This window comes from Dyella nitratireducens (assembly GCF_014642835.1).
GTDB lineage: Bacteria > Pseudomonadota > Gammaproteobacteria > Xanthomonadales > Rhodanobacteraceae > Dyella_B > Dyella_B nitratireducens.
This window is the reverse complement of the sequence record NZ_BMJA01000001.1, coordinates 1,206,738-1,230,660: the sequence shown is the minus strand read 5'-3', so window position 1 is coordinate 1,230,660 and position 23,923 is coordinate 1,206,738. Positions and strand designations below refer to the sequence as shown.

General features: G+C 60.7%; 25 protein-coding genes. 13 read left to right on the top strand and 12 right to left on the bottom strand.

The features are described 5' to 3' along the window. Nucleotides 1–35: 35 nt before the first annotated feature. From IEX75_RS05785 to IEX75_RS05775, 3 genes are read right to left on the bottom strand one after another with little or no spacing between them, the layout of a single operon-like run. Nucleotides 36–2,201, bottom strand: coding sequence for an alpha-N-acetylglucosaminidase (locus IEX75_RS05785; protein ID WP_188793268.1), 2,166 nt, complete (start codon nt 2,199–2,201; stop codon nt 36–38). A 15-nt stretch (nt 2,202–2,216) separates the two neighbouring features. Then, nucleotides 2,217–2,492 (bottom strand): lipid-A-disaccharide synthase N-terminal domain-containing protein, encoded by a 276-nt coding sequence (locus tag IEX75_RS05780; protein WP_188793267.1) that lies wholly within the window; start codon nt 2,490–2,492, stop codon nt 2,217–2,219. Continuing rightward, entirely contained in the window at nt 2,489–2,782 is a 294-nt protein-coding gene (locus IEX75_RS05775) for a lipid-A-disaccharide synthase N-terminal domain-containing protein (protein ID WP_188793266.1), read from the bottom strand. Before IEX75_RS05775 ends, IEX75_RS05780 begins: the two co-directional genes overlap by 4 nt. 211 nt (nt 2,783–2,993) lie before the next feature. On the opposite strand from IEX75_RS05775, the gene IEX75_RS05770 reads away from it, so the two are divergent. Further along, nucleotides 2,994–3,368 carry a YciI family protein gene (locus IEX75_RS05770; protein ID WP_188793265.1) on the top strand — a complete coding sequence of 125 codons (375 nt, stop codon included), beginning with the start codon at nt 2,994–2,996 and terminating at the stop codon, nt 3,366–3,368. A gap of 77 nt (nt 3,369–3,445) precedes the next feature. Here the strand turns inward: IEX75_RS05770 and IEX75_RS05765 are convergent, their stop codons facing one another. Then, nucleotides 3,446–4,345 (bottom strand): ion channel, encoded by a 900-nt coding sequence (locus tag IEX75_RS05765; RefSeq protein ID WP_229720647.1) that lies wholly within the window; start codon nt 4,343–4,345, stop codon nt 3,446–3,448. Between the two features lie 104 nt (nt 4,346–4,449). Between IEX75_RS05765 and IEX75_RS05760 the strand changes: the two genes are divergently transcribed. Together IEX75_RS05760 and IEX75_RS05755 are read left to right on the top strand one after the other, a co-directional pair. Beyond that, on the top strand, nt 4,450–5,169 hold the full coding sequence (locus tag IEX75_RS05760; RefSeq protein WP_188793262.1) for an HAD family hydrolase: 720 nt from the start codon (nt 4,450–4,452) through the stop codon (nt 5,167–5,169). Nucleotides 5,170–5,176: 7 nt separating this feature from the next. Beyond that, on the top strand, nt 5,177–5,365 hold the full coding sequence (locus tag IEX75_RS05755; RefSeq protein WP_188794337.1) for a CPXCG motif-containing cysteine-rich protein: 189 nt from the start codon (nt 5,177–5,179) through the stop codon (nt 5,363–5,365). A gap of 75 nt (nt 5,366–5,440) precedes the next feature. Here IEX75_RS05755 and pncA read toward each other — a convergent pair whose 3' ends face one another. Beyond that, a complete protein-coding gene (gene pncA / locus IEX75_RS05750) occupies nt 5,441–6,076 on the bottom strand; it encodes a bifunctional nicotinamidase/pyrazinamidase (RefSeq protein ID WP_188793260.1) in 636 nt (211 codons plus the stop codon). Between the two features lie 88 nt (nt 6,077–6,164). Between pncA and IEX75_RS05745 the strand changes: the two genes are divergently transcribed. Then, nucleotides 6,165–6,548: a hypothetical protein gene (locus IEX75_RS05745; RefSeq protein WP_188793258.1), complete on the top strand. Its 384-nt coding sequence runs from the start codon at nt 6,165–6,167 to the stop codon at nt 6,546–6,548. A gap of 89 nt (nt 6,549–6,637) precedes the next feature. On the opposite strand, the gene cls is transcribed toward IEX75_RS05745, so the two are convergent. The 3 genes from cls to IEX75_RS05730 all read right to left on the bottom strand — a co-directional run bounded on the left by cls (nt 6,638) and on the right by IEX75_RS05730 (nt 10,148). Then, complete coding sequence (gene cls / locus IEX75_RS05740; RefSeq protein WP_188793256.1) at nt 6,638–8,038, bottom strand: cardiolipin synthase; 1,401 nt, start codon at nt 8,036–8,038, stop codon at nt 6,638–6,640. 123 nt (nt 8,039–8,161) lie between these two features. Continuing rightward, nucleotides 8,162–9,529: an FAD/NAD(P)-binding protein gene (locus tag IEX75_RS05735; protein WP_188793255.1), complete on the bottom strand. Its 1,368-nt coding sequence runs from the start codon at nt 9,527–9,529 to the stop codon at nt 8,162–8,164. A 40-nt stretch (nt 9,530–9,569) separates the two neighbouring features. Beyond that, on the bottom strand, nt 9,570–10,148 hold the full coding sequence (locus IEX75_RS05730; protein WP_188793253.1) for a cysteine dioxygenase: 579 nt from the start codon (nt 10,146–10,148) through the stop codon (nt 9,570–9,572). 235 nt (nt 10,149–10,383) lie between these two features. On the opposite strand from IEX75_RS05730, the gene IEX75_RS05725 reads away from it, so the two are divergent. Further along, nucleotides 10,384–10,668 (top strand): hypothetical protein, encoded by a 285-nt coding sequence (locus IEX75_RS05725; RefSeq protein WP_188793252.1) that lies wholly within the window; start codon nt 10,384–10,386, stop codon nt 10,666–10,668. A 59-nt stretch (nt 10,669–10,727) separates the two neighbouring features. On the opposite strand, the gene IEX75_RS05720 is transcribed toward IEX75_RS05725, so the two are convergent. After that, on the bottom strand, nt 10,728–11,390 hold the full coding sequence (locus tag IEX75_RS05720) for an energy transducer TonB (protein ID WP_188793250.1): 663 nt from the start codon (nt 11,388–11,390) through the stop codon (nt 10,728–10,730). A 306-nt stretch (nt 11,391–11,696) separates the two neighbouring features. On the opposite strand from IEX75_RS05720, the gene hemA reads away from it, so the two are divergent. From hemA to IEX75_RS05700, 4 genes are all read left to right on the top strand, one after another. Next, entirely contained in the window at nt 11,697–12,956 is a 1,260-nt protein-coding gene (hemA, locus tag IEX75_RS05715; RefSeq protein WP_229720646.1) for a 5-aminolevulinate synthase, read from the top strand. 459 nt (nt 12,957–13,415) lie between these two features. Beyond that, entirely contained in the window at nt 13,416–14,912 is a 1,497-nt protein-coding gene (locus IEX75_RS05710) for a catalase (RefSeq protein WP_229720763.1), read from the top strand. 68 nt (nt 14,913–14,980) lie between these two features. Beyond that, nucleotides 14,981–15,607 (top strand): ankyrin repeat domain-containing protein, encoded by a 627-nt coding sequence (locus IEX75_RS05705; RefSeq protein WP_188793247.1) that lies wholly within the window; start codon nt 14,981–14,983, stop codon nt 15,605–15,607. 260 nt (nt 15,608–15,867) lie between these two features. Further along, complete coding sequence (locus IEX75_RS05700; protein ID WP_188793246.1) at nt 15,868–16,878, top strand: hypothetical protein; 1,011 nt, start codon at nt 15,868–15,870, stop codon at nt 16,876–16,878. 436 nt (nt 16,879–17,314) lie between these two features. Here IEX75_RS05700 and IEX75_RS05695 read toward each other — a convergent pair whose 3' ends face one another. Both IEX75_RS05695 and IEX75_RS05690 read right to left on the bottom strand, forming a co-directional pair. After that, a complete protein-coding gene (locus IEX75_RS05695; protein WP_423373126.1) occupies nt 17,315–19,087 on the bottom strand; it encodes a DUF885 domain-containing protein in 1,773 nt (590 codons plus the stop codon). Nucleotides 19,088–19,157: 70 nt separating this feature from the next. Then, entirely contained in the window at nt 19,158–19,643 is a 486-nt protein-coding gene (locus IEX75_RS05690) for a DUF456 domain-containing protein (RefSeq protein ID WP_188794334.1), read from the bottom strand. A gap of 242 nt (nt 19,644–19,885) precedes the next feature. Between IEX75_RS05690 and IEX75_RS05685 the strand changes: the two genes are divergently transcribed. Then, nucleotides 19,886–20,539, top strand: a complete 654-nt coding sequence (locus IEX75_RS05685) for an RIO1 family regulatory kinase/ATPase domain-containing protein (protein ID WP_229720645.1) — start codon at nt 19,886–19,888, stop codon at nt 20,537–20,539. A 66-nt stretch (nt 20,540–20,605) separates the two neighbouring features. Here the strand turns inward: IEX75_RS05685 and IEX75_RS05680 are convergent, their stop codons facing one another. After that, on the bottom strand, nt 20,606–21,382 hold the full coding sequence (locus tag IEX75_RS05680) for a ferredoxin--NADP reductase (protein ID WP_188793245.1): 777 nt from the start codon (nt 21,380–21,382) through the stop codon (nt 20,606–20,608). A gap of 393 nt (nt 21,383–21,775) precedes the next feature. Between IEX75_RS05680 and IEX75_RS05675 the strand changes: the two genes are divergently transcribed. The 3 genes from IEX75_RS05675 to IEX75_RS05665 all read left to right on the top strand — a co-directional run bounded on the left by IEX75_RS05675 (nt 21,776) and on the right by IEX75_RS05665 (nt 23,882). Then, nucleotides 21,776–22,483: a hypothetical protein gene (locus IEX75_RS05675; protein ID WP_188793244.1), complete on the top strand. Its 708-nt coding sequence runs from the start codon at nt 21,776–21,778 to the stop codon at nt 22,481–22,483. A 94-nt stretch (nt 22,484–22,577) separates the two neighbouring features. Beyond that, nucleotides 22,578–22,784, top strand: a complete 207-nt coding sequence (locus IEX75_RS05670) for a hypothetical protein (protein ID WP_188793243.1) — start codon at nt 22,578–22,580, stop codon at nt 22,782–22,784. Nucleotides 22,785–23,018: 234 nt separating this feature from the next. Next, nucleotides 23,019–23,882, top strand: coding sequence for a phosphoglycolate phosphatase (locus tag IEX75_RS05665; RefSeq protein WP_188793242.1), 864 nt, complete (start codon nt 23,019–23,021; stop codon nt 23,880–23,882). The last annotated feature ends 41 nt before the right edge of the window (nt 23,883–23,923 follow it).

Genomic DNA, 23,923 nt, shown 5'->3' with positions numbered 1-23,923 from the left:
CATCGACATGGCGATGTTGGGGTTTACACCCCAACCTACAAAGCTTTGGCGACACGTGTCGCTACGTCGTACGCATCCCCCACAGGCTTATCGCCATACACGTGCGCACTCCGATTCCACTTATCTCCCATCGCGAACCAATTGATCGCTTTTGGGGGCTTGCCCGTGCGCAACGCCTCATCCAACGACTGAAAATACGTCTGCCATCTCAGCCGGTAATAATCGCGCGTCAGCCCAGCCCAATCCTTGTTGCCGTAATCATGCAGGCTTGCACCTTCACTGGCTTTGCGATCACCCCAGGTCGTCATCAGAGAACGCATGTCGTAGTCGAGCCGCGCACGCTCCTCCGGTGAGGACGCCCAGGGTTGCACCTGCGCCAGCCAGTTGCCGACCAGGAAGAATGGGTTGGTGGCCAGCAACTGATCCTGCAGATCCATGCACTGCAACCAGCGTTGCGTGAGTGTTTCGAAGCGAGGCCGATCCTTGCTGTCGTAAGCGGCCTTGATCTGCGGCAGCAGCAGGCGGCTTTCATTGGCCAGTGTCTGGCGTGCGATGTCTACCAGATCGTATTGATAGGTTTCGCTGCTGCGCAAGGCAGGGACGACTTGCAGCATCTCAGGCAATGCTTGCTTGAATGTCTGCGCGCTGTAGCGCATCGCTTCAGGCGACCAGTTCGAAGCACGATTGGCGGTGAGGCTGGGTTGTGCGTTGAACAGCGATTCTTGCGCCGCGTCGCGCTCGCTGTTGAAGTCGACCGGGTCGATGCGGATGTCATAAGCCGTATGCAACAATACGTTCCACGCTGCCAGCGCGTGCGGATCGGCCACGCCGTAGCGGCGTTGCACATAATCGGTAGTCCATGCAGCGAGATCGACTGGCTCGCTGCGCCAGGCCATTTCGGTAAACAGGTCGAAGGCAAACGGATTGGTGTCCATGCCTTCGGTGAACACCGCCGTGCCAGCCATGTTGTTGTTGATGCGACCCAGCCGTTGCAGCCGCTCGGTGATGTTGCGGGTATTCGCGCCGAGCGTGGTACGCCCGCCGAATTCCCAGATGCCGCCGAACAGGAACGGCGCGTCCTGGAAATCCTTCTGGCGGTTGTCGCGCGGCACGCGGTCGTGATCGATGTCGATGATCAGCAGATTTTTCCGGTCGACACCCGTGAGCAGATCCTGGCGCGGATTGCCTTGCCAGGCGAGCATCATCCACCGTGCACCAGGATGTGCGGCGAGCAAGGCGTTCTGCACGTCGCGTGCAGCATCGGGTACGGGTACGTCGCCGGCTTCGCCGCCTTCCTGGAACACTTCCATGTCGTAGACGCTGCTATCGCCGAACAGCTCGCGCTGATGGCGATAGAACGAGGCAGCCAGCTTGGCGAACATCGGATCGCGTGGGTCGAGCCAGCCCGGTCGCGTGAACCCGGCCCACTCACCCTGCGGTATTACGTGTGCCTTGGGAAACTTGCGCTGGAAATCGGCCGGCACGATGCCGTAGAAACCGGGTAGCACCGGTGTGATGCCGAGTTCGCGCAGGCGCGCGATGATCGTCTGCGCGGATGCCGCACGCTTCTGCATCAGCGCCGTGCTGATCGGCCCGTTGTAGCAGCACAGGTTGCCCATCAGCTGCCAGTTCTGGTGCGCAGGCTGGGTGATCCAAGCGCGGACTTCCTTATCCGAATAGCCGGCGTCGCGGAAGGTTTGATAAAGCACGCTGTCCGTACCGCGTTCGATCAACACGGCGTTGATGCCGGAAAGCGCGAGTACGTCGATTTCCCGCTGCCAGCGCGGCCAGTCCCAGTATGGCGAGGTGTAGCCGTCGACGTTCTCATTGAGCGCGTAGCGGTAAGGATAGGGCGTTGCTTTCTCGATCACCGTCGTCGGCAATGGAAAAGGCGCGGCACCGACGCGATCGCCGTTGGGGGATATCTGCACGTGCGCGATGTATTTGAGATACCAGTTCACGCCGAACAGCAGCGCGCTCGGCGTGCTGCCTTGCACCTGGATATGACCGTTGTCGCTGGCAATGCGAAAACGTTCATGGCGGTTCGCGGACGGCAAGTTGCCGAGTTCGAATTGCTGCGCCTGCTGCGGCAGCAGGCGCGCGAGTACGGCTTGTTCGGGGCGCGTATCGAAGGAGTGGGCTGCGCTTGCTCTTGCGGTCAACAGTGCCAGGATGGCGATGCAGGGCAGGAGCAGGCGCATGGGCGGCGTCAGCGGCTAGTCGGACTCGGGTTGCTTGCGCAACATGATCAGGTTGCGCAGGAAGATGGCCAGGGTGACTGCCTCGCCGATGATGAATACCAACTCGCGCTGGTGGATCGCATAGCTCAACACGATCACGCCACCGGCCACGCTCAGGTACCAGAAGGCGGGTGGGATCAGGCTTTGCCCACGCGCTTCGCTGTACAGCCACTGCACCAGGAAGCGCACGCCGAACAGCAGCTGCCCGACCATGCCTAGGCCGATCCACAGGGCCTGGTTGCTGAGCGTCATGATGCAAGCTCCGACGACTGGGCTGCGGGTTCTTTCTTGTCGCGCCGGCGCATCTGCAGGTTGCGCAAATAGATCAGCAGGCCGCTGGTCTGGGCCACGATGAAGACCGGGTCTTTCTTGTAGCAGGCGTAGCACAGCAGCAGCAGGGCGCCAATGATGCTGGCGTACCAGAACGCCACCGGGATCACGCTCCGGCGCTTGTATTCGCTGTAGATCCACTGCAGCAGAAAGCGGCCTGAAAACACTGTCTGGCCGATCAATCCCAGCACGAGCCAGGCGTTGTTAAGCATTCCCATTCAGGTTACTCGGAGGGGCACGGGGCGGCAGATGGGCGCCGCTATGTCTAGAGATAAGCGTGTGAACTATAAGGCAGGCACCCCTGTGGCGTCTCGAACGGTGAGCGAATGACCCGCTGAAATAGCCCTGGACCGCGCTTCCGGCTTGGCCTACCCTGCGCCGGCTGTCGGCCGCCTTTCATTCCCCTGTCCTTGTGAGAAACCCATGAAATTTCTGGTCATGATTTACAACGACGACACCCTGCTGGACACGCTGCCCCCGGGCCAGTACGACACGATGATGAACGGCTGCTTCAAGCACGCCGATGAGTTGCGCGCCGAAGGGCATCTGCTCGATTCCATGCAATTGGAGCCGCCGGCGAAGACCAAGACAGTGCGCGTGCGCAACAACCGCACCATGGTGGTTGATGGGCCTTTTGCGGAGGCACGTGAATACCTGGGCGGCTTCAACCTGATCGAGGCGAAGGATATCGATGAGGCCGTGCGTATTGCGCAGTCGTTTCCGTGGGCGGCTACCGGATGTATCGAGGTGAGGCCTGTGAAGGATATTGATGCGGAGAGGAAGCGTGTAGGCGCGTGAGCCTTCGTAGGTTGGGGTGCAAACCCCAACATTGCCATCTCGACCACGGGCAACCATGTTGGGGTTTGCACCCCAACCTACGCTTCCTCATCCAACGGCAACACATCATGGAACACGTTGTAGTCAACGATGCTGACGCCATCGCTGTCCCTGTGTATCAAGTCGACATAGCGGTGATTCCAGCGCACATCTTTGATGCCCCATTGGTGGCGCGCCATCATCGATTGTGACGTGGTTTCGTCGATGCCTTCGATGGTGAGCAGCAAGGCGGCTTCGCTGGATTCGAGGTTTTCGAGCGGAACGCCGTACAGCGGGCTCGCCTCGTCGATCACATGCATGACGTTCCAGCTCAGCATGAAGATCGGATGGTGGTCGCGCACCAGCTTCAAATCTTCAATGCGGCGTATTTGAAAGCCTTCCGGTGAAGCATGCAGGCGCAGCAGGTGCAGTTCGGCCGATGCTTGCGCAATCAGGTTCTGCCGCATGTTGGCGGCGCGCAGCATCAGCGTTTGCTTGCCGTCGATCATGCGCACGATGGGGTGCTTGCCGAACAGGATTTTCGCGCGCGGACGCGAGAAGCGGGCGAAGATCAGGCCGGTGAACACGGCGATGTTGCCCATCCCCAGGATGATCTCCGCCGTGGCGACGACATGCGTGTAGACCGACTGCGGATGCATGTCGCCATAGCCCACCGTGGCCAGGGTTTCCACGCTGAAAAAGAAGGCGCCGGGCAGGCCTTTCGGGAATTGGTTGGCGATGCCGTTCGGGTCGATCTGGTAGACCATCGCGAACAGGGCATTGAAAATCAGGAACACGCTGATCGCCACGCCGAAGAAGCCCGGCCAGCTCATGGTCAGCGCGCGATGGTAGAAGTCGTCCCAGAAGTGTTCATTCAACCCTTCGGAGACGAAGGGGCGTCCGCCGATCTGCACGACGCGCGGCCGTTGCCAGAAGGAGTTTGCCCGCTTGCCGTTCATGCTTGCCAACCCCTGTGCCAATGCTGTGAAGGAATTGTAGCGCCCGCGCATGCGCCGGAGCGGTCGGCGCGTTAAGCTTGCCAGTCCCATCCGAAGGACGGACCATGCTCAAGCTTATCGGCTTCGACGGCGACGACACGCTCTGGCATAGCGAGGGTTATTACCGCAAAGCCAGCGCACGTTTCACCGACCTTGTCGGGCGCTACGTGGACGTGGGCGATGCCCAGGTGCAGGCCAGCATGCTGGCCACCGAACGGCGCAATCTGAAGCTGTTCGGCTATGGGGCAAAAGGCATGACGCTGTCGATGGTGGAAACCGCCATCGCGGTCACCGGCGGCCGTATTTCCGCAGCCGACATTCATGCGCTGGTTGAGATCGGCAAGACGGTTTTGCAACACCCGGTGGAACTGCTGCCCGGCGTACGCGAGGCCGTCGCCGCCGTGGCCGAGCATCACGCGGTGGTGTTGATCACCAAGGGCGACCTGTTCCATCAGGAAAAGAAAGTGACGCAGTCCGGCATGGCGGACCTGTTCCACCGCATCGAGATCGTCTCGGAAAAGGACACGACCACCTATCGGCGCGTGCTCAACGAGTTCTCGCTGGAGCCGGCGCAGTTCGCGATGGTGGGCAATTCGCTGCGCTCGGATATCGAGCCGGTGATCCGCCTGGGCGGCTGGGGTGTGCACATGCCTTATCACGTGACCTGGGAGCACGAGCTGGAGAACGGCCTGGGCGAAGCGGATGCGCCGCGCATGCTGACCGTCGACATGCCTTCCGCCATTCCTGCGGCGATTGCACAGTTGGCCGAGCGCGCCGGGGTTTGACGTGGACATGCTCTCGCCACACAGCATCCAATGTCCCTATTGCGGTGAGCACATCGAGATACTGGTCGATGCCTCAGCCGGTGATCAGCAGTACATCGAAGATTGCCAGGTGTGCTGCCGGCCGATCAGCGTGGCAGTGTGGATCGGGGCGGATGAGGATGTGCACGTAAGCGTGACCGGCGAGGACGACGCCTGATGCTTCGTAGGTTGGGGTGCAAACCCCAACATAAGACTCCGACAAGCATGGCGATGTTGGGGTTTGCACCCCAACCTACGTAAGGCTGGCCGAATCCACGATTCCAACCCCCCATTCCTCCAACGTGGCCCGCGTCGCCGCATCACTCTCCGGCGTCACCGGTCGTGTCAGATCCCAGATCACATGCGCGCGAAATCCCGCCGCCAGCGCATCCTGCACCGTCCACAACACGCACACGTCTCGTGCCAGGCCCACGGCGTACACCTCGCTCACGTCGCGTTCCCGGAGCCATCCAGCCAGCCCGGTGCGGGGGCGCTGACCATCCGGGCCGTGGTTCTCCTGGAACGCGCTATAGGAATCCACCCCAGGGTTGCTGCCCTTACGCAGGATCAGGTCGACCGGTGACCAGTCGATGCCTGGATGCAACGCCGCGCCCGGCGTGTCCTGCACGCAGTGATCGGGCCACAGGGTCTGCAGATGGCCGTAAAGCGACATCTGCTGGAACGGATGCTTTCCCGCATGCGTGCTGGCGAAAGAGATATGCCCGCGTGGGTGCCAGTCCTGGGTGGCCACCACTTGCCGGAAAGGACGGCTGCGCAGCAACCGGTCGATGCCGGGGACGATGGCATCCCCTTCGTGGCAGGCCAGCGCGCCGCCGGGCATGAAATCCGGCTGCACGTCGACAACAATCAGGGCGGCATGGGGATGCATGACTCGAGTCCGCGGCAATGGTCGCAAGATTCCACCGCGGAGCAGCGGCATAATGCAAGCGATCACTTCAGGAACACGGGAACGGCAGATGCATTACGACCAATCGTGGATGGGCTATGGGCTGGTGGGCGGCCTGGAAGCAGGCGGCATCAGTGCGGTCGTGGCCTTGCTGGTGTATCTGGTCGTCTACGCCATCGGCCGCAAGCAGGGTTGGAGTCCGCTGCGGATGATCGCCATTGCTTTCCTGGTATCCCTGCTGCTGACCGCCAGTGGCGACATGTGGGATCTGATCTATTTCAACTACGCCACCATGAATTCGCTCCAGTACCTGAAAGCCCGGCTGGCGCAGGTGCACGATCCGGACAGCATCGGGTTGCGCGTGTTCTGGGAAATGGTCGGCGCGCTGGTGGGAGCGGGGTTGGGTTGGATATTGCGCGGCGGTGATTGGCGCAATGCGTTGCGCGGCGATTGAGGGTTTTCTGCTGCAGTGATGTATGTTCCTCGTCATTCCGGCTTTCGCCGGAATGACGACCCGAACCACTAACGGTGCGCAAGCACTTCCTACAGTATCGGATCAAACAGCCGCGCCACGTGCATGGCGAGCTTCCGCAAATAGGCGGCCTTGCGATATTCATCGCGCGTGATTTCCACCGACTTGCCGAAGTCCTCCAGAAACATCCGCTCCACATCTTCGGCAAAAGCGCGATCGACATTCAGCGCGCCGATTTCGAAATTGAGCCGGAACGAGCGGTTGTCCAGGTTCATGCTGCTGACGCACGCCGTGTCGTCGTCGATCAGAATCACCTTCTGATGCATGAAACCAGGTTGATAGCGATACATGCGGATGCCGGCGTCGATCGCGTCATGCGCATGCAAGGTGGAGGCGAGAAACACGGTGTGATGATCCGGACGCGAAGGCAGCAGCACGCGCACATCCACGCCGCGCATCACCGCCAGGCGCAGCGCCGACAGCACGGCCTGGTCCGGCACGAAATAGGGCGTGCTGAGCCATAGCCGCTTGCAGGCGGCATTGATGGCGACGGTAAAGAACAGCGAGCAGGTTTCCTGCGGATCGGCCGGACCGGAGACGGCGATCAGCGTGTGGGCGCTGCCATCCGCGATTCGGGGCGGCAACATGGGTGGCAGCTCACCGGTCACCCAGTGCCAGTCCACCGCAAAGCTGCGCTGCAGATCGGCCACCGCCGGGCCGGCCAGTTGCAGATGGGTATCGCGCCACGGGGCAAGCGGCGGCTTGAGGCCGAGATACTCGTCACCCACGTTGAGTCCGCCGAGAAAACCGATCCAGCCATCCACCACGACGATCTTGCGATGATTGCGGAAATTGAGCTGGAAACGATTGGGGCGCCGCCGCGTGGTGAAGGAATGGATGGCCACGCCGCCGTTGCGCAGCGTTTCCACGTACTGCCGTGGCAGGGCATGGCTGCCGATGCCGTCGAACAGCACGAACACGCGCACGCCGTCAGCAGCCCGTTCGAGCAGCGCTTGCTGCATGCGCCGGCCGAGGCCGTCGTCATGGAAGATGAAGAACTGCACCAGGATGCAGCTCTGGGCATGCGCGATGGCTTGAAAGATCGCCTCGAACGCCGCGTCGCCGTCGACCAGCAATGTCAATTGCTGACCCGGATGAAACGTGCCGTGCATCATTTGCACCAGCGCGCTGTAGCGGGTGCACGACGGCGGTATGCCGTTACGTTCGCCGCGCTGCGCAGCCTGCGAAAGACGCTGGCGATGCACGCGGTGCAGCGTGACATAACCCTGGAAATGGCTGCGGCCGAGATAGAGATACGGCAGCAAGGTGAAGTAAGGCAGCAGCGATAGACCCAAACCCCATGCGAATGCACCTTGCGGCGTACGCGTATTCATCACGGCATGCATGGCGGCGAGGATGCCGATGGCATGCAGCAGGATGGCGAGCAGGGTGAGAAGGTGCGGAAGGGTCATGGCATGAAGTAAATCATGACATGATGAACGTTCTCCAGAAGGTCGTCATTCCCGCGAAAGCGGGAGTCCATTTTCAGGGATGCATCGAAGCGTAGGTTGGGTTTTGCACTCCAACCTACGTTGTCACTCCGCCAGCCACCGCTCCGCCAACTGCCGCGCCTGCTGCCGTATCTCCGGCATCGCCGTGGATTCCCACAGCGTGCCGCGCAACATGCTGCCGATCGCGTAGAACCGCGGCCATGCATTGCCGTCGTGCAGCAGGCGGCCATCCGGTGCGGCTTGAATCCCCAGGCCAAATGGATCGGGACGGATGTGGCCGTTGGTGATCAGCTGCTGCAGCAAGGTGTGCTGCGTGCCGCGAATGTCGTTGTCCAGACCGATGCTTTGCACGACCAGATCCGCATCGAGCACGCGCTCCTGGCTTTCGAGCCTGGGCAGGTACTGTATGCGCGGACCATGTTCGCCAAGCATCACGCTGTGCAGGTGACCGCTCAGTCGTTGCAGGCGGCCTTCCTGTTCGAGCGCGGTGATGGATTGCGCTATCTGCAGCGGCAAGCGATGGCGCGACCGTTCCCAGATCGAGCGCGCATGGCGCAGGAAACGCCCGCGGTCGCCGTGCGGCAGCAGCTGCCACAGGGCTTGTGTATGCGGACGCAGGCAATCGATCACGCGGCGCCAGTCGTCGGTATGTTCGATGGCGTCACGCAGCAGATGCATCCAGGTGCGGATGTCGGGCGCATCGCGCATCGTTTCGATCAATTCGTCGCCGTCCTCGAACGGCAGCGACGCGCTGGCCTGGTGGACTTCCGGCAGCCGGCCATGGCGGGAGATGGCCGTGAAGCGCGCGTTCGGCCACAGCGCAGCCAATTCGATGATCACGTCCACGGCGGTGAGTCCGAGGCCGATGACCACGACATGATGTGCCTGCGTATCCGGCTTGGCTTCGGCCAGCAAGGACCACGGCTGGGTCACGTAGCGGCCGCTGGCGAGCACGGCGTCATGCACTTGCGGAAGCGGACGCGGCGGCAGCGTGCCGAGCGCAAGCACGGCCGCTTCGACACGCGTCGTGGTTTCACCCTGGAAGATGGTGACGCCGTCGTTTTCGGGCACCATCGCATCGACGGCATACGGTATGACGCGCACGTCATGGCCGTTGCTTTTCGCACGCGCCAGTGCGGCGACAGTTTCCGTTTCGAGGTATTCGCCGTACCAGCATCGCGGCAGGAAATCGGTGCCCGAGATGTTGGGGTCGCGCTTCTGCATGTATTCCAGGAAACCGCTGGGACGGTTCGCGAACATGCCCATGGAAGCGGCACGCACGTTCAGCAGGTGTCGTTCCGAACGCGTGCCATAGGCAATGCCGCGACCTGGCGTGCCGCCGCCGGTGTACCAATCCAGATGCAGGGGCTGCGGCGTGGGACGCTCCAGCAGTTCACTGAGCAGCGTGGCTCCCCCGGCGCCGCCGCCAATGATGGCGACGCGTCGAAACATGTCACTCCTTTGGTGTAGGTGATCAGCCTTGTGGTTGATGTCAGAGGCGGAGCGGACCGGCAATGCGAGCGCGCTGCGGCAAGCTCAGCCAATACGGCTCTGCTTCGACTTGCTCGTACGTGGCGTAGTCTTCCAGATCGCCGCCGTACACGTGCAAGGTCAGCGCCGTTTCCTGTCGCGAAAGATTGCGGCAGCGATGCATGTAAGGCGGGTCCGCATCGAACCATGTTGCGTCGCCAGGACCTAGCCAATCGCGTCCGCGCAATTGCCAGGGATGCGATGTGGACGGGCGCGTCCACGACTCCACTTCGAGCGCGCCATACAGGCTCATCTCGATACCCCACAAACCCGCATGATCGTGCGACGGTGAGCTATAGCCGGGCGGCCATGCCATCACCAGCACGCTGACGCCAGGACGGCCACGGCGGGCCAGCATCCAACGTTCGAAACCGCGATTGTGCGTTCGCAAATCGGATAGACCATCGGCAAGCGCTTGCGCATCGCGATGCACAATAGCGCCCAGCTCGCGCGACAGCGAAGCGAGGTCCGGGTTCTTTTCCTGCGAATACGCAAGTGCAATATCACGCAAGTTTTTAAGACTGTTTCGGTATGTACGCATGGGACTCGTAAGCAGACCGTAGATGGCGGCAGTGGAGCATGCGCACCGTTAAATGGTCGTAAGGCCAAGGCGGGCAACCGGCATGACTTCCGAGGCATGAAGGAAAGCATGCATCGGCTTATCCTTAGCCACAGTTACCCAGTCACGATCGCGGCTGTGCAAGCTTTGCGGACAATTCCTTAAACCTTTGTCGGATCAAACGCATCGAACGCGTACCGACGTCGGAGGAACGGACATGATCGAGCTGATGGCAATCTTCTTGGTGATAGGCGGGCTGTGGCTGGTCGGCTCGCTGGTCGGCTTTTTCTTCAAGCTCACCTTTGGTTTGATCGGCGGTTTGTTCAGCCTGCTTGCCGGCGCGATGGGCGTCGTGATCAGTGGCGTGGTGATGCTGTTGATCTTGCCGGTGATCGCCCTGTCGTTGTTGCCGGTATTGCTGCCGGCGTTGCTGTTGTTCGGGTTGATATGGACGATCGTGCATCTTGCACGCAAGCCGGCGGTGACGCCGATATCGCACTAGCGCATGAGTACTGCACAGCGGGATCCGGCATCGTTCGCATACCGGACCCCGCTGTCCGTTTACATATCCTGCAGAACGAAAGTGACAGGTACCTGCGCCCACGCTTTGACGTTGCGGCCGTCTATCACGGCGGGCTGGAATTGCCAGCTCGCCATCACTTGTTCGCGCGCGCTTTTATCCAGTAACGGATAGCCGCTGCTGTGATCGATGATCACTTCGACGGGTTTGCCGCTTTCATCCACCAAGACGCGTAACAGCACGGTGCCTTGCATGTGCTGGCGCAAAGCTTGCGTGGGGAAGTGCAAGGGCGACGAACGGTAGGCCAGCGATACCACACCCGGCGCGATGGTTGGCGGTGGTGCGACGACAGGCGGTGTTGCCGGTACGGGGTTGTGCGTAGGTTCTGTCGTGGGCGGTGTGTTGATGACAGGTGGAGACTCATGTTGCACCACCGGTATGTGCACGGGTGCCGTAACCGGTATGGCCTTCGGCAACGGCTTGAGCACGATGGGTGGCGGTGGGGGCGGCGGCGGTGGCTGGGCGATGACGTCCATGATCGTGGGCGGCGGAGACTTCAACACTTCGGCAATCTGCGGTGCCAGCGGACGCAGTGCGAAGACCAGTGCGGCAAGGTTAAGGGTAATGGCTGCGCTGAGCGCAGCCACGCGCACCATATCTGGATGATGCGCACGACGAACGACTGCCAGGCTTGCGGACGGCATAAGACGACCTCCTGACGACGATGTGGGTTGTAGGCATCCGTCACGCCGTGTGGGGACACGGGGGGATCGTGTGGATGCGGCTTCAGCGTAAGCCTGTGTTTGCGGTTTGTGCAATAGCCGTCCAAAAGATGTGAGCTAGCCATGGGCGGGGTACTCCCACTCCCGGAGGACGAGGGCTCAAGCCTCCCGTCTATAGGCGGCTTCTATGAAGTTCAAATCATTTTTCAATTTCAACAATCCGTGAGCCTTCCGTAGGATCGCTGCAGTATTCGCCCGCCGGCGACAGGAGCAGCTCCAGGGGATGCCATGATCGACTACCTTGCCCATTTCCAATCCACACTGGACCAGCTGAAGCAGGAGCGCCGCTATCGCGTCTTCGCCACCCTGGAACGCCAGGCCGGCCGCTTTCCCCATGCAACCTGGGACGGCCCGGACGGCCCGCGGGATATCGTGATCTGGTGCTCCAACGACTACCTCGGCATGGGCCAACACCCTGCCGTGGTGCATGCCTTGACCGAGGCGGCGCAAAGCATGGGCGCGGGTGCGGGCGGCACGCGCAATATTTCCGGCACGCATCGCGCCGTGGTGGGGTTGGAGCATGAATTGGCCGATCTGCATGGCAAAGAGGCGGCGCTGGTCTTTACCTCCGGCTACGTATCCAACCTGGCCGGCATTTCCACGATGGCGAAGCTGCTACCCGACTGCCTGATCTTGTCGGATGCGCTCAACCACAACTCGATGATCGAAGGCGTGCGCGCAGCGGGCAGCGACAAGCTGGTCTGGCGTCACAATGATTTGGCGCACCTGGACGAGCTGCTCGCACGCGCGGGCAATCGTCCCAAACTGATCGTGTTTGAAAGCGTGTATTCCATGGATGGTGATGTTGCGCCGATTGCCGGTATCTGCGATCTGGCCGAGCGTTACAACGCGATGACCTATATCGACGAGGTGCATGCCGTGGGCATGTACGGACCGCGCGGCGCCGGCATGGCCGAACGCGAGGGGCTGATGGATCGCATCGACGTGATTGAAGGCACGCTTGCCAAGGCCTACGGCACGCTGGGTGGCTATATCGCCGGCAAGCGTGCCGTAATCGACGCGGTGCGCTCGCATGCACCGGGTTTCATTTTCACGACCGCATTGCCGCCGGCCATTGCGGCTGCCGCCACGGCATCGATTGCGCACTTGAAAACGTCGCAAGCCGAGCGCGCAGGCCAGCAGGCTGCGGTGGCTGCTACGCGCAAGGCGCTGCTGGATGCCGGATTGCCGGTGATGATGACTGACACGCATATCGTGCCGGTGATGGTGGGTGATCCGGATCTCTGCAAGCAGGCGAGCGATCTGCTGTTGGAGCGCCATGGGATTTATATCCAGCCGATCAACTATCCGACCGTGCCGCGTGGAACCGAGCGGCTGCGCATTACGCCGGGGCCGTTTCACGATCACGCGCTGGTGGATGCATTGGCTGGTGCGATGGTGTCGGTGTGGCAGACGCTTGGGCTTCCGTTGACGAATACACGTACCGTAAGCCGAGAGCCGGTGGGATGGGTGATGGCCGGTGGCTGAGCTTGCCGCGATCGACTTCCTCCCCTGCGATAGTAGGGGAGGGCTGGGGTGGGGTTGCTTGTGCTTTAGCGTGTGGCTAATTCCGTGGGATACGCGTTGCGGCGACGTCTAGCACCCGCCGCTCGCTTCGCTCGCACCCCACCTTAACCCTCCCCTGCGAGCAGGGGAGGGGATGGTCTTTCGCGATGATCGAGATGCCGGCTGCTGCCCCAAATTTTTTGCTGCTTGGTGCGGCAGAGTTGATCGTGGGTGACATCTTTTCCGGTCTTTGCTACGTACATTGGTTGCTTGCACCAAATAGACGTCCATATAGAAACAACCTATCAACCCGATCCGAACAAACAATTAGACGCGTGAAGACTCCATCGGTGGAAATACGCCGGCTGTTGCGTACCTCAAACCCTCGAGGAGTCATCCATGAAAACGATAAAAAGCTTTACGCGTTATTCCGTGCTTGCCATGTCGCTGTGCATGGCCCTGGGCCTTCAAGCACAAGACGTCCATCTCACCACCGATGCCGGCGCGCCGGTTGGCGACAACCAGAACTCGCAGACGGCAGGCCCCGGCGGCCCGACCTTGCTGCAAGATTCCCATTTGATCGAAAAGCTGCAGCGCTTCGATCGCGAGCGTATTCCCGAGCGTGTGGTGCATGCGCGTGGCACCGGTGCGGCGGGTGTCTTCCAGGCTACGGCGGATATTTCCGATCTAAGCAAGGCAGTGGTGTTCAAACCTGGCACGACCACGCCGGTATTCGTGCGTTTCTCCACCGTGATGGGTTATCGCGGCTCGCCCGAACAAGCGCGCGATCCGCGTGGGTTTGCCACCAAGTTCTACACACAGCAGGGCAACTGGGATCTGGTGGGCATCAACCTGCCGATCTTCTTCATTCGCGATGCGATCAAGTTTCCGGATTTCGTGCACGCCAACAAACCGAGTGCAGTGACGGGTGTGCAGGATGCCAACCTGGCGTTCGACTTCTTCGCCCATACGCCGGAAGCGACGTCGATGTTGACGCGCTTGTATTCGGACGAAGGCATGCCCGATAGCTACCGGCGCATGGATGGCTACGGCGTCCACGCGTTCAAGATGGTCAACGCCAACGGCGACGTGCACTACGTGAAGTTCCATTGGAAGAGCGAGCAGGGCATGCACGGCATACGCCCGCAGGACATTGCTCCTTCCATCGGCGCCGACTGGAACCACATGACCAATGATCTGTATGGCGCGATCAAGAACGGCGAGGATCCCAAGTGGGATCTCTATATCCAGGTGCTGGAGCCCAAGGATCTGGCCAAGTTCGACTACAACGCACTGGACGACACCAAGGTCTGGTCGGGTGTCCCGGAGCGCAAGATCGGCACCATGACGCTGAACCGCGTGCCGGACAACTACTTTGAAAGCACCGAGCAGTCGGCCTTTGCACCTTCGCGCATGGTGCCGGGTATCGAAGCTTCGGAAGACCGCATGCTGCAGGGCCGCCTGTTTGCCTATGCCGATACGCAGATGTATCGCCTGGGCGCCAACTACCAGAGTCTTCCCATCAACCGTCCGCTGGTGCAGGTGAGCTCCGAGGACCAGGACGGCGCGATGAATAGCAGTGGCCGCAAGGGCGAGATCAACTTCGAGCCGTCCACCGCCAGGGAAGTTTCCGAAGATCCGAATGGTCGGCTGGTACAGACGGCATTGAGCGGCACTACCCAGCAGCAGGCGATCGACAAGAAGCGAAACTTCCTGCAGGCGGGCGAGTACTACCGTGCCCTGTCGGCACAGGACAAGGCGGACCTGATCACGGCTCTGAGTGCTGACCTCAATCACGTCACCAACGAGGGCAACAAGTACACGATGCTTTCGTATTTCTACAAGGCGGATGCCGACTACGGCACACGCTTGGCCAAGGCTACGCACGCTGACGTGGCGCGCGTGAAGAGCCTGGCTGATCAGCTTTCCGACGGCTGAGCCGTTGCGCCCCGCGCAAGGATGGCGGGGCGCGTTTCTTCTCCTTCATTCGTCGCGAGCATCTAGCCATGCAAGGTCGTCGTATCGTCATAGTCTTGGTCATCGCCGTGGTGCTGCTCGCTGGCGCCTATGCTTGTTTTCCACCGTTGCGCCTTTGGACGCGTGCAAGTGCGTTGAAACAAGCCTCGAACGCCCAATGGGTGGATGCGCACCGTTATGACCCTGAGTGGTTCGATGCCGCCAGGGCGGGCAGGGTGGACATCCTGCGTCTGCTGCACGACGCGCATTACCCCATCGATGCACGCAGCGGCTCCGGTTATACCGCTTTGGTGCTGGCTGCCTATGATGAGCAACCCGAAGCGCTGGACTATCTGCTCCGCGCGGGTGCCAACGCCTGCATCGCCGACCACAACGGCAACACGGCGTTGATGGGTGCCATCTACAAAGGCCATACCGATATCGCACGCCGGCTGCTGCATGCCGGATGCCCCATCGATCAGGCCAATAACGCCGGGGAAACGGCGCTTGCCTTCGCTGCGTTGTTCGGCCGCAACGACCTGCTTGCCGACCTGGCGCATGCAGGTGCACGTCTCGACAGCCGGGATGCGCAAGGCCAGACGCCCATGGCTATGGCTGTAAAACAAGGCAACCAGGACATGGCGGCGGCGCTGCGGCAACTGGGTGCCAGGGATTGATGGGTATCCCCCACACATGAGATTGCATCAACCCTCGGTTTTTGTGCGGTGACTCGTGCAAATGGCGTGAAAAGGCGGCGATGTCTTCACCGCTGTTGCACGCCCTCGCCGCGAGAGTGCCCCGGCCCTGCCTGCCAGGGCGACAGGGACGGTCTGGGTACCCTTTCGGGGATCTTGTGTTTCGTGCTTCACCCGAGCGGTGAAAAGCCCTTCGTATGCGAAGGAGCGCGTCCACTCACTTGAAGAGGGATACGCGTATCATGAAACCATCTATGCAACGGCGGATATCGTGGAAGAGTGCAGCCGCACTCGTCGCCATGGCTGTATTCGGCGCGTGCGGCATGTCATTCGCAGCAGATAGCGCAACCCAATCGTTTACGCCCAAGGCGGTCGGCGAGTTTGCAACCAGCCAGCGGCCCCAAGGCGTGCCAACCGACTATGTGGTGACGCCGAATGGCTTCTTCTCGCCATCGTGCGTACAACGTGTGGAAGAAAGCGAAACCTTGCACGCCGATGGCAGCATCGAATCGCCCGATGGCACGGTGCGCAAGCCGGCGGCCTGCACGCAACCGCACTATCGTTTCGACGGCACGCGCGTGGAGCCGAACGGCAGTTCCTACATGCCGGCGATTCAGGCCTTGCACCAGCCCACCATCAACGGCTGGGTGGAAGATGCCAACTACGATAGTTCCGTCAACATCGGCAAGATCGTAGCGACATGGAAGGTGCCCAGCACACCGACCAACCAGTCCGGACAGACCGATTATTTCTTCCCGGGATTGGAGCAGTTGCCAACCGTAGAGAGCATTCTGCAACCCGTGCTCGGCTATGACGCTTTCAGCGGCACGGTGTGGACGCTGTCGAGCTGGAACTGTTGCGTCAGCGGCACGACCTACTACAGCGGCCCGATCAACACCAAGGCGGGCGATACCATCCTCGGCACCACCCAGTGCAAGGCTGCTAACGCCTGCAGCACTTGGGCGATCACCTCCAAGGACGTGACCACCGGCAAGAGCACGACGCTCAGCACCGATCCGTACGGCAACTTGAAATGGGTATTCGGTGGCGTGATGGAGGTATACGGTGTCAGCAGTTGCAACGAGCTGCCAGCCAGTTCGCCACTCACGTATTCGAGTATCGCGGTCTACAACACCGCCTTTACCAAGATTTCGAATACGCCATGGGGTGCGGACTATCCGGTGGGCTCAACCTCGCCACAGTGCAACTACAACGTTTCCACCACCGCCAGCAGCGTCACGCTGAAATACTGAGTGGTGCACACCGGCTCCCCCGCTCAGGCGGGGGAGTTTTTTTGCCCAAAAAAAACCCCGCGGGGGTGCGGGGTTGCAGGATTAACGGATATCGGGGAGGCGATATCCGTGACAGTTATTTTCCTGACAGGTAGCTTGATGAACTGTGGAGTCCATGTGATGACGGTCTTCACAAATCCCGAGTGTGAGCTTTGCCGCAGTTTCACGCCGCCATGTCGGGGTTTGCATCCTGGCTTGGGAATGCGAAAGGGTCTTGAATCGTCGTCCCGGCGAAAGCCGGACGTAGCGCGAAGCGCGGAGAACGTCCGAATGGACGGCCCCGAAGGGGTGAGCGAAGCGAATCACCCAGCGACTTTGCTTGCGGGTCAAGGCACTAGGCCCCGGCTTTCGCCGGGGCGACGATCGCAGGCTCGAAGATGTGAGAGGCCGTGCACCATCACTTCTTCTGCGACGGAATGAACTGCGTTCGCACCGCTTCCGCCAATTGATCCGGCGGCAGCAAGCCTTGGCCGATGATGAAGTCGTTGAAGGCTTGATGATTGAACTGCTTGCCCAGCGCCAGCTCGGTCTGCAGGCGCAATTGCTCCAAGCGCATGTAGCCGTAGAAATAGGCGGTTGCCTGACCAGGACTGTTGAAGGTGAAGCGATCCAGTTCCTCGCGCGTCATCGCTTCGGATAGACCCACGTCGTCACGCAGCACGTCATGTGCACGTTCCTTGCTGATCAGTCCAAGATTCAGCATGGGATCGAGGAACGCGCGTGCCGCGCGCATCAAGCGCAATTGCAGCGTGATGAACTGACCGGCCGGCGGTTCATACGGCAGCATTTCCGCTTCGGAATACAGCGCCCAGCCTTCCACATTCACGCTGTTGAATGCGAACAGGCTGCGCGCCAGCGATACGCCGCGCTCCACCATGGCCGAGTACTGCAGTTCGTGCCCCGGGCGGCCTTCGTGCGCGGTGAGTGTCCAGGCGGCGGCCTTGAAGGTGAAGTCGTCGTAGGCATCCGAGCTGTCGCCGGTGGTAGACGGATTGCCCATGGTCAGCACGAAAGTGCCGCGCTCGCCGCGGTTGTTGATAAGCGGCGGTGGATCCATGTGCGGTGCAGGCGTGGCCGCCGCCTCGGCGTCGGAAGCCACGCGCATCTGCATTTCACGCTGCGGCAATGTGACGATGTGTTCGCGGCGGATGGTGTCTTCGATCTTGGCGATGATCTGGTGGTACCAGGGCTCCACATCGTTCTTGCCGAGCTGCTGCTTCTTCAGGGCCTTCAGCACGTCGCGGTAATCGGTCGCTTGAATGCCTTCATCCTTGGCCACGACCGGCGCCATGACCGCCATGGCCTGCTGTACTTCCATGAATTCGAGTTGCGCCTGCTTGATCAGGTCATCGGCCGGTATGTCGATGCCGGTGGCCTTGAGGTTATAGGCGTACAGCGGCTCGGGCACGCGGAAATCGGTGCGTTCATGGGGCACGATGGTTTTGCGTACCCACGCGTCATAGTCCTTGAGCTGTGCGTCCATCGCATCGAGTGCGGCCTTGCCATCGGCATCGTCCAGCTTGTACTTCACGAACAACTGGCGAATGCCTTGCGCATAACGTTGCGTGTTGGCGAGCTGCTGGTCCACGTTGCCTTTATAAGGGCCAAGCAGATGCGAATCGGACAAGCGCTCGGTGGTTCTTGCTTCGGCCAGCTGCGTCATCGGTGTGCAGCCCGGTGCCTTGCCCACGTAGCATTCCAGACGCTTCACCGCCAAGGCTCTGCGCTTGGCATCCACGTCGTCCTTGAGCAGGTAGAACTCACCGCCGAAGAACAGCTGGCCCACGTCCACGTAGGGCAGCAGGTATTTGTCGTTGAGCTGGGTGCCTTCGATGTTCAGCGCGGCAGCCTTGATCATGATTTGCAGATCCTGGCGCACATTGGGATCGTGTTCGGCAGCCAACATCGTTTCGAGCTTGCTCTTCGCTTCCTTCAGGGCTGCGATCTGGCGTTCGTCCGTCCCCGGCTTCAGGTCGGTGACTTTGTCGTCGTAGCCCGGCAGGCCGATCTGCGTGGCGTTCTCGGGGTTGAACTGGGCCTGGACCTTGAGCAAGGTCTGGGCGTCTTGATTGCTGCGCTCGACCCAGGATGGCGTTTGGGAGCCTTGTGCGAACGCCGTTCCGGTGGCAGCCGCAGCGACCGCCGCGGCCAAGGCGAGACGTTTCATCATGACGAATATCCCTGTGAAGTTGGAGCGGCGAGCTTATTCGACATCGCGCGTGCGGCGCATGCCCCAACTGTCACAGGTTCAACAGCCAAACCCCCGCCGCCAGCGCCACCATCACCACCGACAGCACCAGTTTCACCAGCGTGCCGAACAGCAGTCCCAGCCAGGTGCCGATGCTTACGTGGGCCGAACGCAGCACGCTTTTGCTGGAAACGAGTTCGCCGATCAGGGCGCCGACGAAGGGGCCGAGGACCAGGCCGGGTATGCCGAAGAACATGCCGACGAAGGTGCCGATCGATGCTCCCCAAATGGCCAGCGAGCTGGCGCCGACGCGTCTGGCGCCGAGCGTTGCCGAGATGAAATCCACCGCTACGCCGATGGCGGCCAGCACGCCCAGGACGATCACCCAGGTGACGCCGAGGAGCTGGTAGTCATCCAGTGCCGCGGCCAGCCAGATGCCGCCGAAGATCATCGGGATGCCTGGGATCGTGGGCAATATCGTGCCGATCAGGCCGCCTACGATCAGGGCGATGGCGAGTGCGTAGAGCGCGATGTCCATGAAGAGCATGCGAAGGTCCTTGGGCGGCAGTGCTTCGAGCTTGATGCTCACGCCAATGCTGTTTCGAAGCGAATCGTCATGCCGGCGAACGCCGGAATCCAGTCTAGAATGACGTGCACCGCACACTTCATAAAGGGCTTTGTGTGCTGCGCACAGCATATCTGACTGGATTCCGGCGTTCGCCGGCGTGACAGCCAGAGTTTGCGGCGGTCATTTGCAAAGGTTTCTACATCGGTAAGCGCGTGACAGATCATCCCATCCTGCTAAAAGCCGACGAGCTAGGGCGCATCGAAATCGTCCAGCGCGATGGCGTGCTGTGCGTGCGTCGCGACATTCGTGCGGCCCGTTGGTGGGCGCGTGCTTTCGCTTATCGCGCCGCCGCGCGCGAAGCGCGTGCACTGGCGAAGCTGGAGGGTGTCGATGGCGTGCCCGCGCTGCTGGGATGGAACGGGCGTGAGCTGCTGCGCAGCTATATGGCCGGCCGACCGATGCAGCAAGCGCAGCCACGCGATCCTGCTTACTACCGCGATGCCTTGCGCCTGTTGGCGCAACTGCATCGGCACGGCATCGTGCACAACGATCTGGCGAAGGAACCGAACTGGCTGGTGCGCGCGGATGGGCGCCCGGGACTGGTCGATTTCCAGATTGCCTGGACACGTGGCAAGCGTGGTCGTCTGTTTCGGTTATTGGCGCGCGAGGATTTGCGCCATCTGCTCAAACACAAGCGCACGTATTGCGCGCATGCGCTCACGGCGCGCCAGTGGACGATGTTGAATACGCCTGCGCCACATTCGCGGTTGTGGCGCGCGACGGGAAAGCGGCTTTATAAGTTGATTGCGCGGCGGCTATTCGGTTATTGGGATAACGAGGGAAAGGGCCGCGTGCGCGATTCGTAGGTTGGGGTGCAAACCCCAACATTGCCATGTCGGTCAGGATCGTGATGTTGGGGTTTGCACCCCAACCTACTTCTCGACGAATGCTCGCTCGATCACGTAATCACCCGCCTCACGCGTACGCGGCGAGGCCTGGAACCCACGCGCATCCAGCAACGCACACAGGTCATCCAGCATCGCCGGACTGCCACACAGCATCACGCGATCCGTCTCCGGATTGAGCGTCGGCAGGCCAATGGCCGCGGCCATCGCGCCATCCACGATGTTGTCGGTAATACGCCCGCGGTTACGGAACGGTTCGCGCGTTACCGTGGGGTAGTAGATCAGCTTCTCGCGGGCCAGCTCGCCGAGGTATTCGTGCTGCGGCAATTCGTTCTGCAGATAGTCCGAATAGGCCAGGTCGTTGATGTTGCGTACGCCGTGAGCCAGCACGATCTTGTCGAAACGCTCATAGGTTTCCGGATCGCGGATGATGCTCATGAATGGCGCCAGGCCCGTGCCGGTGCCGAGCAGATATAAATGCTTGCCGGGCTTCAGGTCGGTCAGCACCAGGGTGCCGGTCGGCTTGCGGCTTACCGTAATGTTGTCGCCAGGCTTTAAGTGCTGCAGGCGCGAGGTGAGTGGGCCGTTCTCCACCTTGATCGAAAAGAACTCAAGGTGTTCTTCCCAGCTGGCGCTGGCGATCGAATACGCGCGCATCAGCGGACGGCCGTCCACTTCCAGGCCGATCATCACGAACTGCCCGCTATCGAAACGGAAACTTGGATCGCGTGTGGTGCGGAAGCTGAAAAGGCTGCCATTCCAATGATGGACGTCAATTACTTGCTCGGTCGCCAAAGCCACCATGGTGTTTGTCTTCTCGGGTTGTGGGACGGGGAAAGCGCGCTGTACGGGACAGCGGGTGACTCGCGGGGAGAGGCAGGGCCGTTGCCTTGCGAGTGCCGTGTTTGCCACGGAACAAGCTGCATAGATTACGTCATTTGCCCTGTGCTCGCGTTAATCGCTTTCCCATGGTGGGGATGGGGTAGGGGGAGGCAAGGGAGGTGCGGCGCGAGGTTCAGGCCCTGCGCCTGCCGGTGTTATGCCGTTTTTTCATGCCTGGCCTTGGTGTCGATTTGCCGCCCCTGTCTTCGTCGTTACATAGCACACCCCATTGCCGGCCGGACGCACGTCGGGCGGGTAGCTTGGGTGTGCTTCGAACGTCCTGCCCAGCAACGAAACAAGGGGAGTAAAAGCAAGATGAAAAACGCCCACTCTTTCAGCTGTTTGCTTGGATCATGCCTGCTTGCCGTGATGGTTGCCGGCCCTGCCACGGCCCAGCAAGCGCAGCACAGCTATCCCAGCATGGCGCCGCTTTCCCAATACTTGATGGCCGACCAAGCCGCCGAAATAAAGCTGGCACGGAGCGCCGCCCCAGCGGCCATTTCCGACCATGCCACCGTGATGATGCTGCAGGCACATGGCTACGTCACGGTAGTCAAAGGCACGAATGGCTATGTGTGCATCGTCGATCGGTCATGGATGTCGGCGTTCGATGCGCCGCAGTTCTGGAATCCGAAGCTGCGTGGACCCACGTGCTTCAATCCGCAGGCTGCAAGATCCATCCTGCCGATCACGCTCAAAAGGGCGACTCTTGTGCTGAGTGGGCAATCCAAGGACGGCATCAAGCAGGGCATGCAGACTGCATTCGCTGCAAAACAGCTGCCGCCGCTGGAGCCGGGTGCGATGTCTTACATGATGTCCAAGCAAGGTTATCTGGATGACCAGGCCGGCCATTGGATGCCGCATGTGATGTTCTATACGCCCGCCAATATGGATTGGGGTGCCGATCTGGCCGGGTCGCCCGTGATCTCGAATCCGCAGTTTCTTGCCCCGCCGGCATCGATCAATGTGCAGATGATCACGGTGAGCAAATGGTCGGACGGCACGGCGGCGCCAAGCATGTAGGTACGTGATGTTCGATGGATCGGATATCGGCAGGGCGGCAAAGTACCGCCCTAGTCGGTAGTTATCCTTTTTTGCGAACGACGATACGGTGCACATGTTTGCCGGAGGAAAGGTTGGTGCCTCCCTCATCAGCCCGGCGGGCCGCATCGTGTACGAGAAGGTGATCATTCACGATGACACCTTGGCAACCGTGCGCTTCGACTACGATCCACGCGAAGAGGCTAAATGGTCGCCGGTGATCAAGCAGATGGCCGATTCGCTACATCTTGGGACAGATCCGGCCACCGAAGATGCGCGTTGATGCAGCGGACCGCCTGAGGCAAACCCAAAAGGAAACAGCGATGCGATTCAAATGGACGGCCATTTTTGCACTGCAAGCGGCACTCTTTTCTATCTCTGGACTGGCAATCAGTTGAAGCTGTTGCGATTCGTGCCGCGGTTGCAGGCGTGTGTGGCAACATCGATCGGAAACTGAGTGAGACAAAAACCGTAGGTTGGGGTGCAAACCCCAACATCGGCATCCGCATGCATCCTGATGTTGGGGTTTGCACCCCAACCTACATGGGTCCTCGATTTCGAGGCAAAGCTCGGGCATTTCGTGCCATGCCACACCTTGGGCAGGCCATTGCCATCACTCAGCCATGTGACTCTGGATAATCGTGCGTTGCTGCCCCAACGCGGCTTCATTTATGTCCCTTCAAGAGAACTTCGCTTGTCTTCTGCCGATGCCTTCGAACGCCTTACCAAACCTGCCGCCCGCTACAAGGGCATCATCTTTGATCTCGACGGAACTTTGGTCGACACGGTGCCTGACCTTGCGGTGGCAGTAGACCGGACGCTTGCTGATTTGGGACATGCTCCGGCGGGAGAGGTGCGTGTTAGAGACTGGTTGGGTAATGGAGCGAGCAAGCTGGTCGAGCGTGCACTGCGGTTCGCGGGTGAGGATGTAACGCACGTGCACGAGCGTGCATTGGCGCTGTTCATGCGGCACTTCGGTGACGAGTTCACCCGTCAATCCAGGCTTTTTCACGGTGTGGTGGAAGCATTGCCGGCGCTTGTCGTACAAGGCTGTCGCTTGGCCATCTGCTCCAATAGACCCTCGCACTTGATAAAGCCTTTGCTCGATCATCTTCAGATCGGCAGATTCTTTAGCGTCTGGGTTGGTGGTGACGATCTTTCCGTGAAAAAGCCAGACCCTGCGCCGCTATGGCACACGGCCAAAAAGCTTGCCCTTATGCCAAACGATTGCTTGGTGGTAGGCGACTCGATTAACGATGTTGAAGCAGCACGATCAGCAGGCATGGCGGTCGCGGCTGTGCACTACGGATATAACTACGGCAGGGATATCAGGACAAGCCATCCCGATCTTGTGATTGGCTCTATCTTCGAACTCGTATAGCTAAGCCATACGGTGCGTTGCATGTGGCAAAGGGAGGGGAA

What these genes read in the sequence shown, in the direction of transcription:
- IEX75_RS05700 (WP_188793246.1), top strand. Translation starts at nt 15,868, where the DNA reads ATGAAACCATCTATGCAACGGCGGATATCGTGGAAGAGTGCAGCCGCA.
- IEX75_RS05675 (WP_188793244.1), top strand. Translation starts at nt 21,776, where the DNA reads ATGAAAAACGCCCACTCTTTCAGCTGTTTGCTTGGATCATGCCTGCTT.
- IEX75_RS05690 (WP_188794334.1), bottom strand. Translation starts at nt 19,643, where the DNA reads ATGGACATCGCGCTCTACGCACTCGCCATCGCCCTGATCGTAGGCGGC.
- IEX75_RS05665 (WP_188793242.1), top strand. Translation starts at nt 23,019, where the DNA reads ATGTTGGGGTTTGCACCCCAACCTACATGGGTCCTCGATTTCGAGGCA.
- hemA (WP_229720646.1), top strand. Translation starts at nt 11,697, where the DNA reads ATGATCGACTACCTTGCCCATTTCCAATCCACACTGGACCAGCTGAAG.
- IEX75_RS05755 (WP_188794337.1), top strand. Translation starts at nt 5,177, where the DNA reads ATGCTCTCGCCACACAGCATCCAATGTCCCTATTGCGGTGAGCACATC.
- IEX75_RS05770 (WP_188793265.1), top strand. Translation starts at nt 2,994, where the DNA reads ATGAAATTTCTGGTCATGATTTACAACGACGACACCCTGCTGGACACG.
- IEX75_RS05725 (WP_188793252.1), top strand. Translation starts at nt 10,384, where the DNA reads ATGATCGAGCTGATGGCAATCTTCTTGGTGATAGGCGGGCTGTGGCTG.
- IEX75_RS05705 (WP_188793247.1), top strand. Translation starts at nt 14,981, where the DNA reads ATGCAAGGTCGTCGTATCGTCATAGTCTTGGTCATCGCCGTGGTGCTG.
- IEX75_RS05680 (WP_188793245.1), bottom strand. Translation starts at nt 21,382, where the DNA reads ATGGTGGCTTTGGCGACCGAGCAAGTAATTGACGTCCATCATTGGAAT.
- IEX75_RS05710 (WP_229720763.1), top strand. Translation starts at nt 13,416, where the DNA reads ATGTCGCTGTGCATGGCCCTGGGCCTTCAAGCACAAGACGTCCATCTC.
- IEX75_RS05785 (WP_188793268.1), bottom strand. Translation starts at nt 2,201, where the DNA reads ATGCGCCTGCTCCTGCCCTGCATCGCCATCCTGGCACTGTTGACCGCA.
- IEX75_RS05765 (WP_229720647.1), bottom strand. Translation starts at nt 4,345, where the DNA reads ATGAACGGCAAGCGGGCAAACTCCTTCTGGCAACGGCCGCGCGTCGTG.
- IEX75_RS05780 (WP_188793267.1), bottom strand. Translation starts at nt 2,492, where the DNA reads ATGACGCTCAGCAACCAGGCCCTGTGGATCGGCCTAGGCATGGTCGGG.
- pncA (WP_188793260.1), bottom strand. Translation starts at nt 6,076, where the DNA reads ATGCATCCCCATGCCGCCCTGATTGTTGTCGACGTGCAGCCGGATTTC.
- IEX75_RS05730 (WP_188793253.1), bottom strand. Translation starts at nt 10,148, where the DNA reads ATGCGTACATACCGAAACAGTCTTAAAAACTTGCGTGATATTGCACTT.
- IEX75_RS05695 (WP_423373126.1), bottom strand. Translation starts at nt 19,087, where the DNA reads ATGATGAAACGTCTCGCCTTGGCCGCGGCGGTCGCTGCGGCTGCCACC.
- IEX75_RS05775 (WP_188793266.1), bottom strand. Translation starts at nt 2,782, where the DNA reads ATGCTTAACAACGCCTGGCTCGTGCTGGGATTGATCGGCCAGACAGTG.
- IEX75_RS05735 (WP_188793255.1), bottom strand. Translation starts at nt 9,529, where the DNA reads ATGTTTCGACGCGTCGCCATCATTGGCGGCGGCGCCGGGGGAGCCACG.
- IEX75_RS05745 (WP_188793258.1), top strand. Translation starts at nt 6,165, where the DNA reads ATGCATTACGACCAATCGTGGATGGGCTATGGGCTGGTGGGCGGCCTG.
- IEX75_RS05720 (WP_188793250.1), bottom strand. Translation starts at nt 11,390, where the DNA reads ATGCCGTCCGCAAGCCTGGCAGTCGTTCGTCGTGCGCATCATCCAGAT.
- IEX75_RS05670 (WP_188793243.1), top strand. Translation starts at nt 22,578, where the DNA reads ATGTTTGCCGGAGGAAAGGTTGGTGCCTCCCTCATCAGCCCGGCGGGC.
- cls (WP_188793256.1), bottom strand. Translation starts at nt 8,038, where the DNA reads ATGACCCTTCCGCACCTTCTCACCCTGCTCGCCATCCTGCTGCATGCC.
- IEX75_RS05760 (WP_188793262.1), top strand. Translation starts at nt 4,450, where the DNA reads ATGCTCAAGCTTATCGGCTTCGACGGCGACGACACGCTCTGGCATAGC.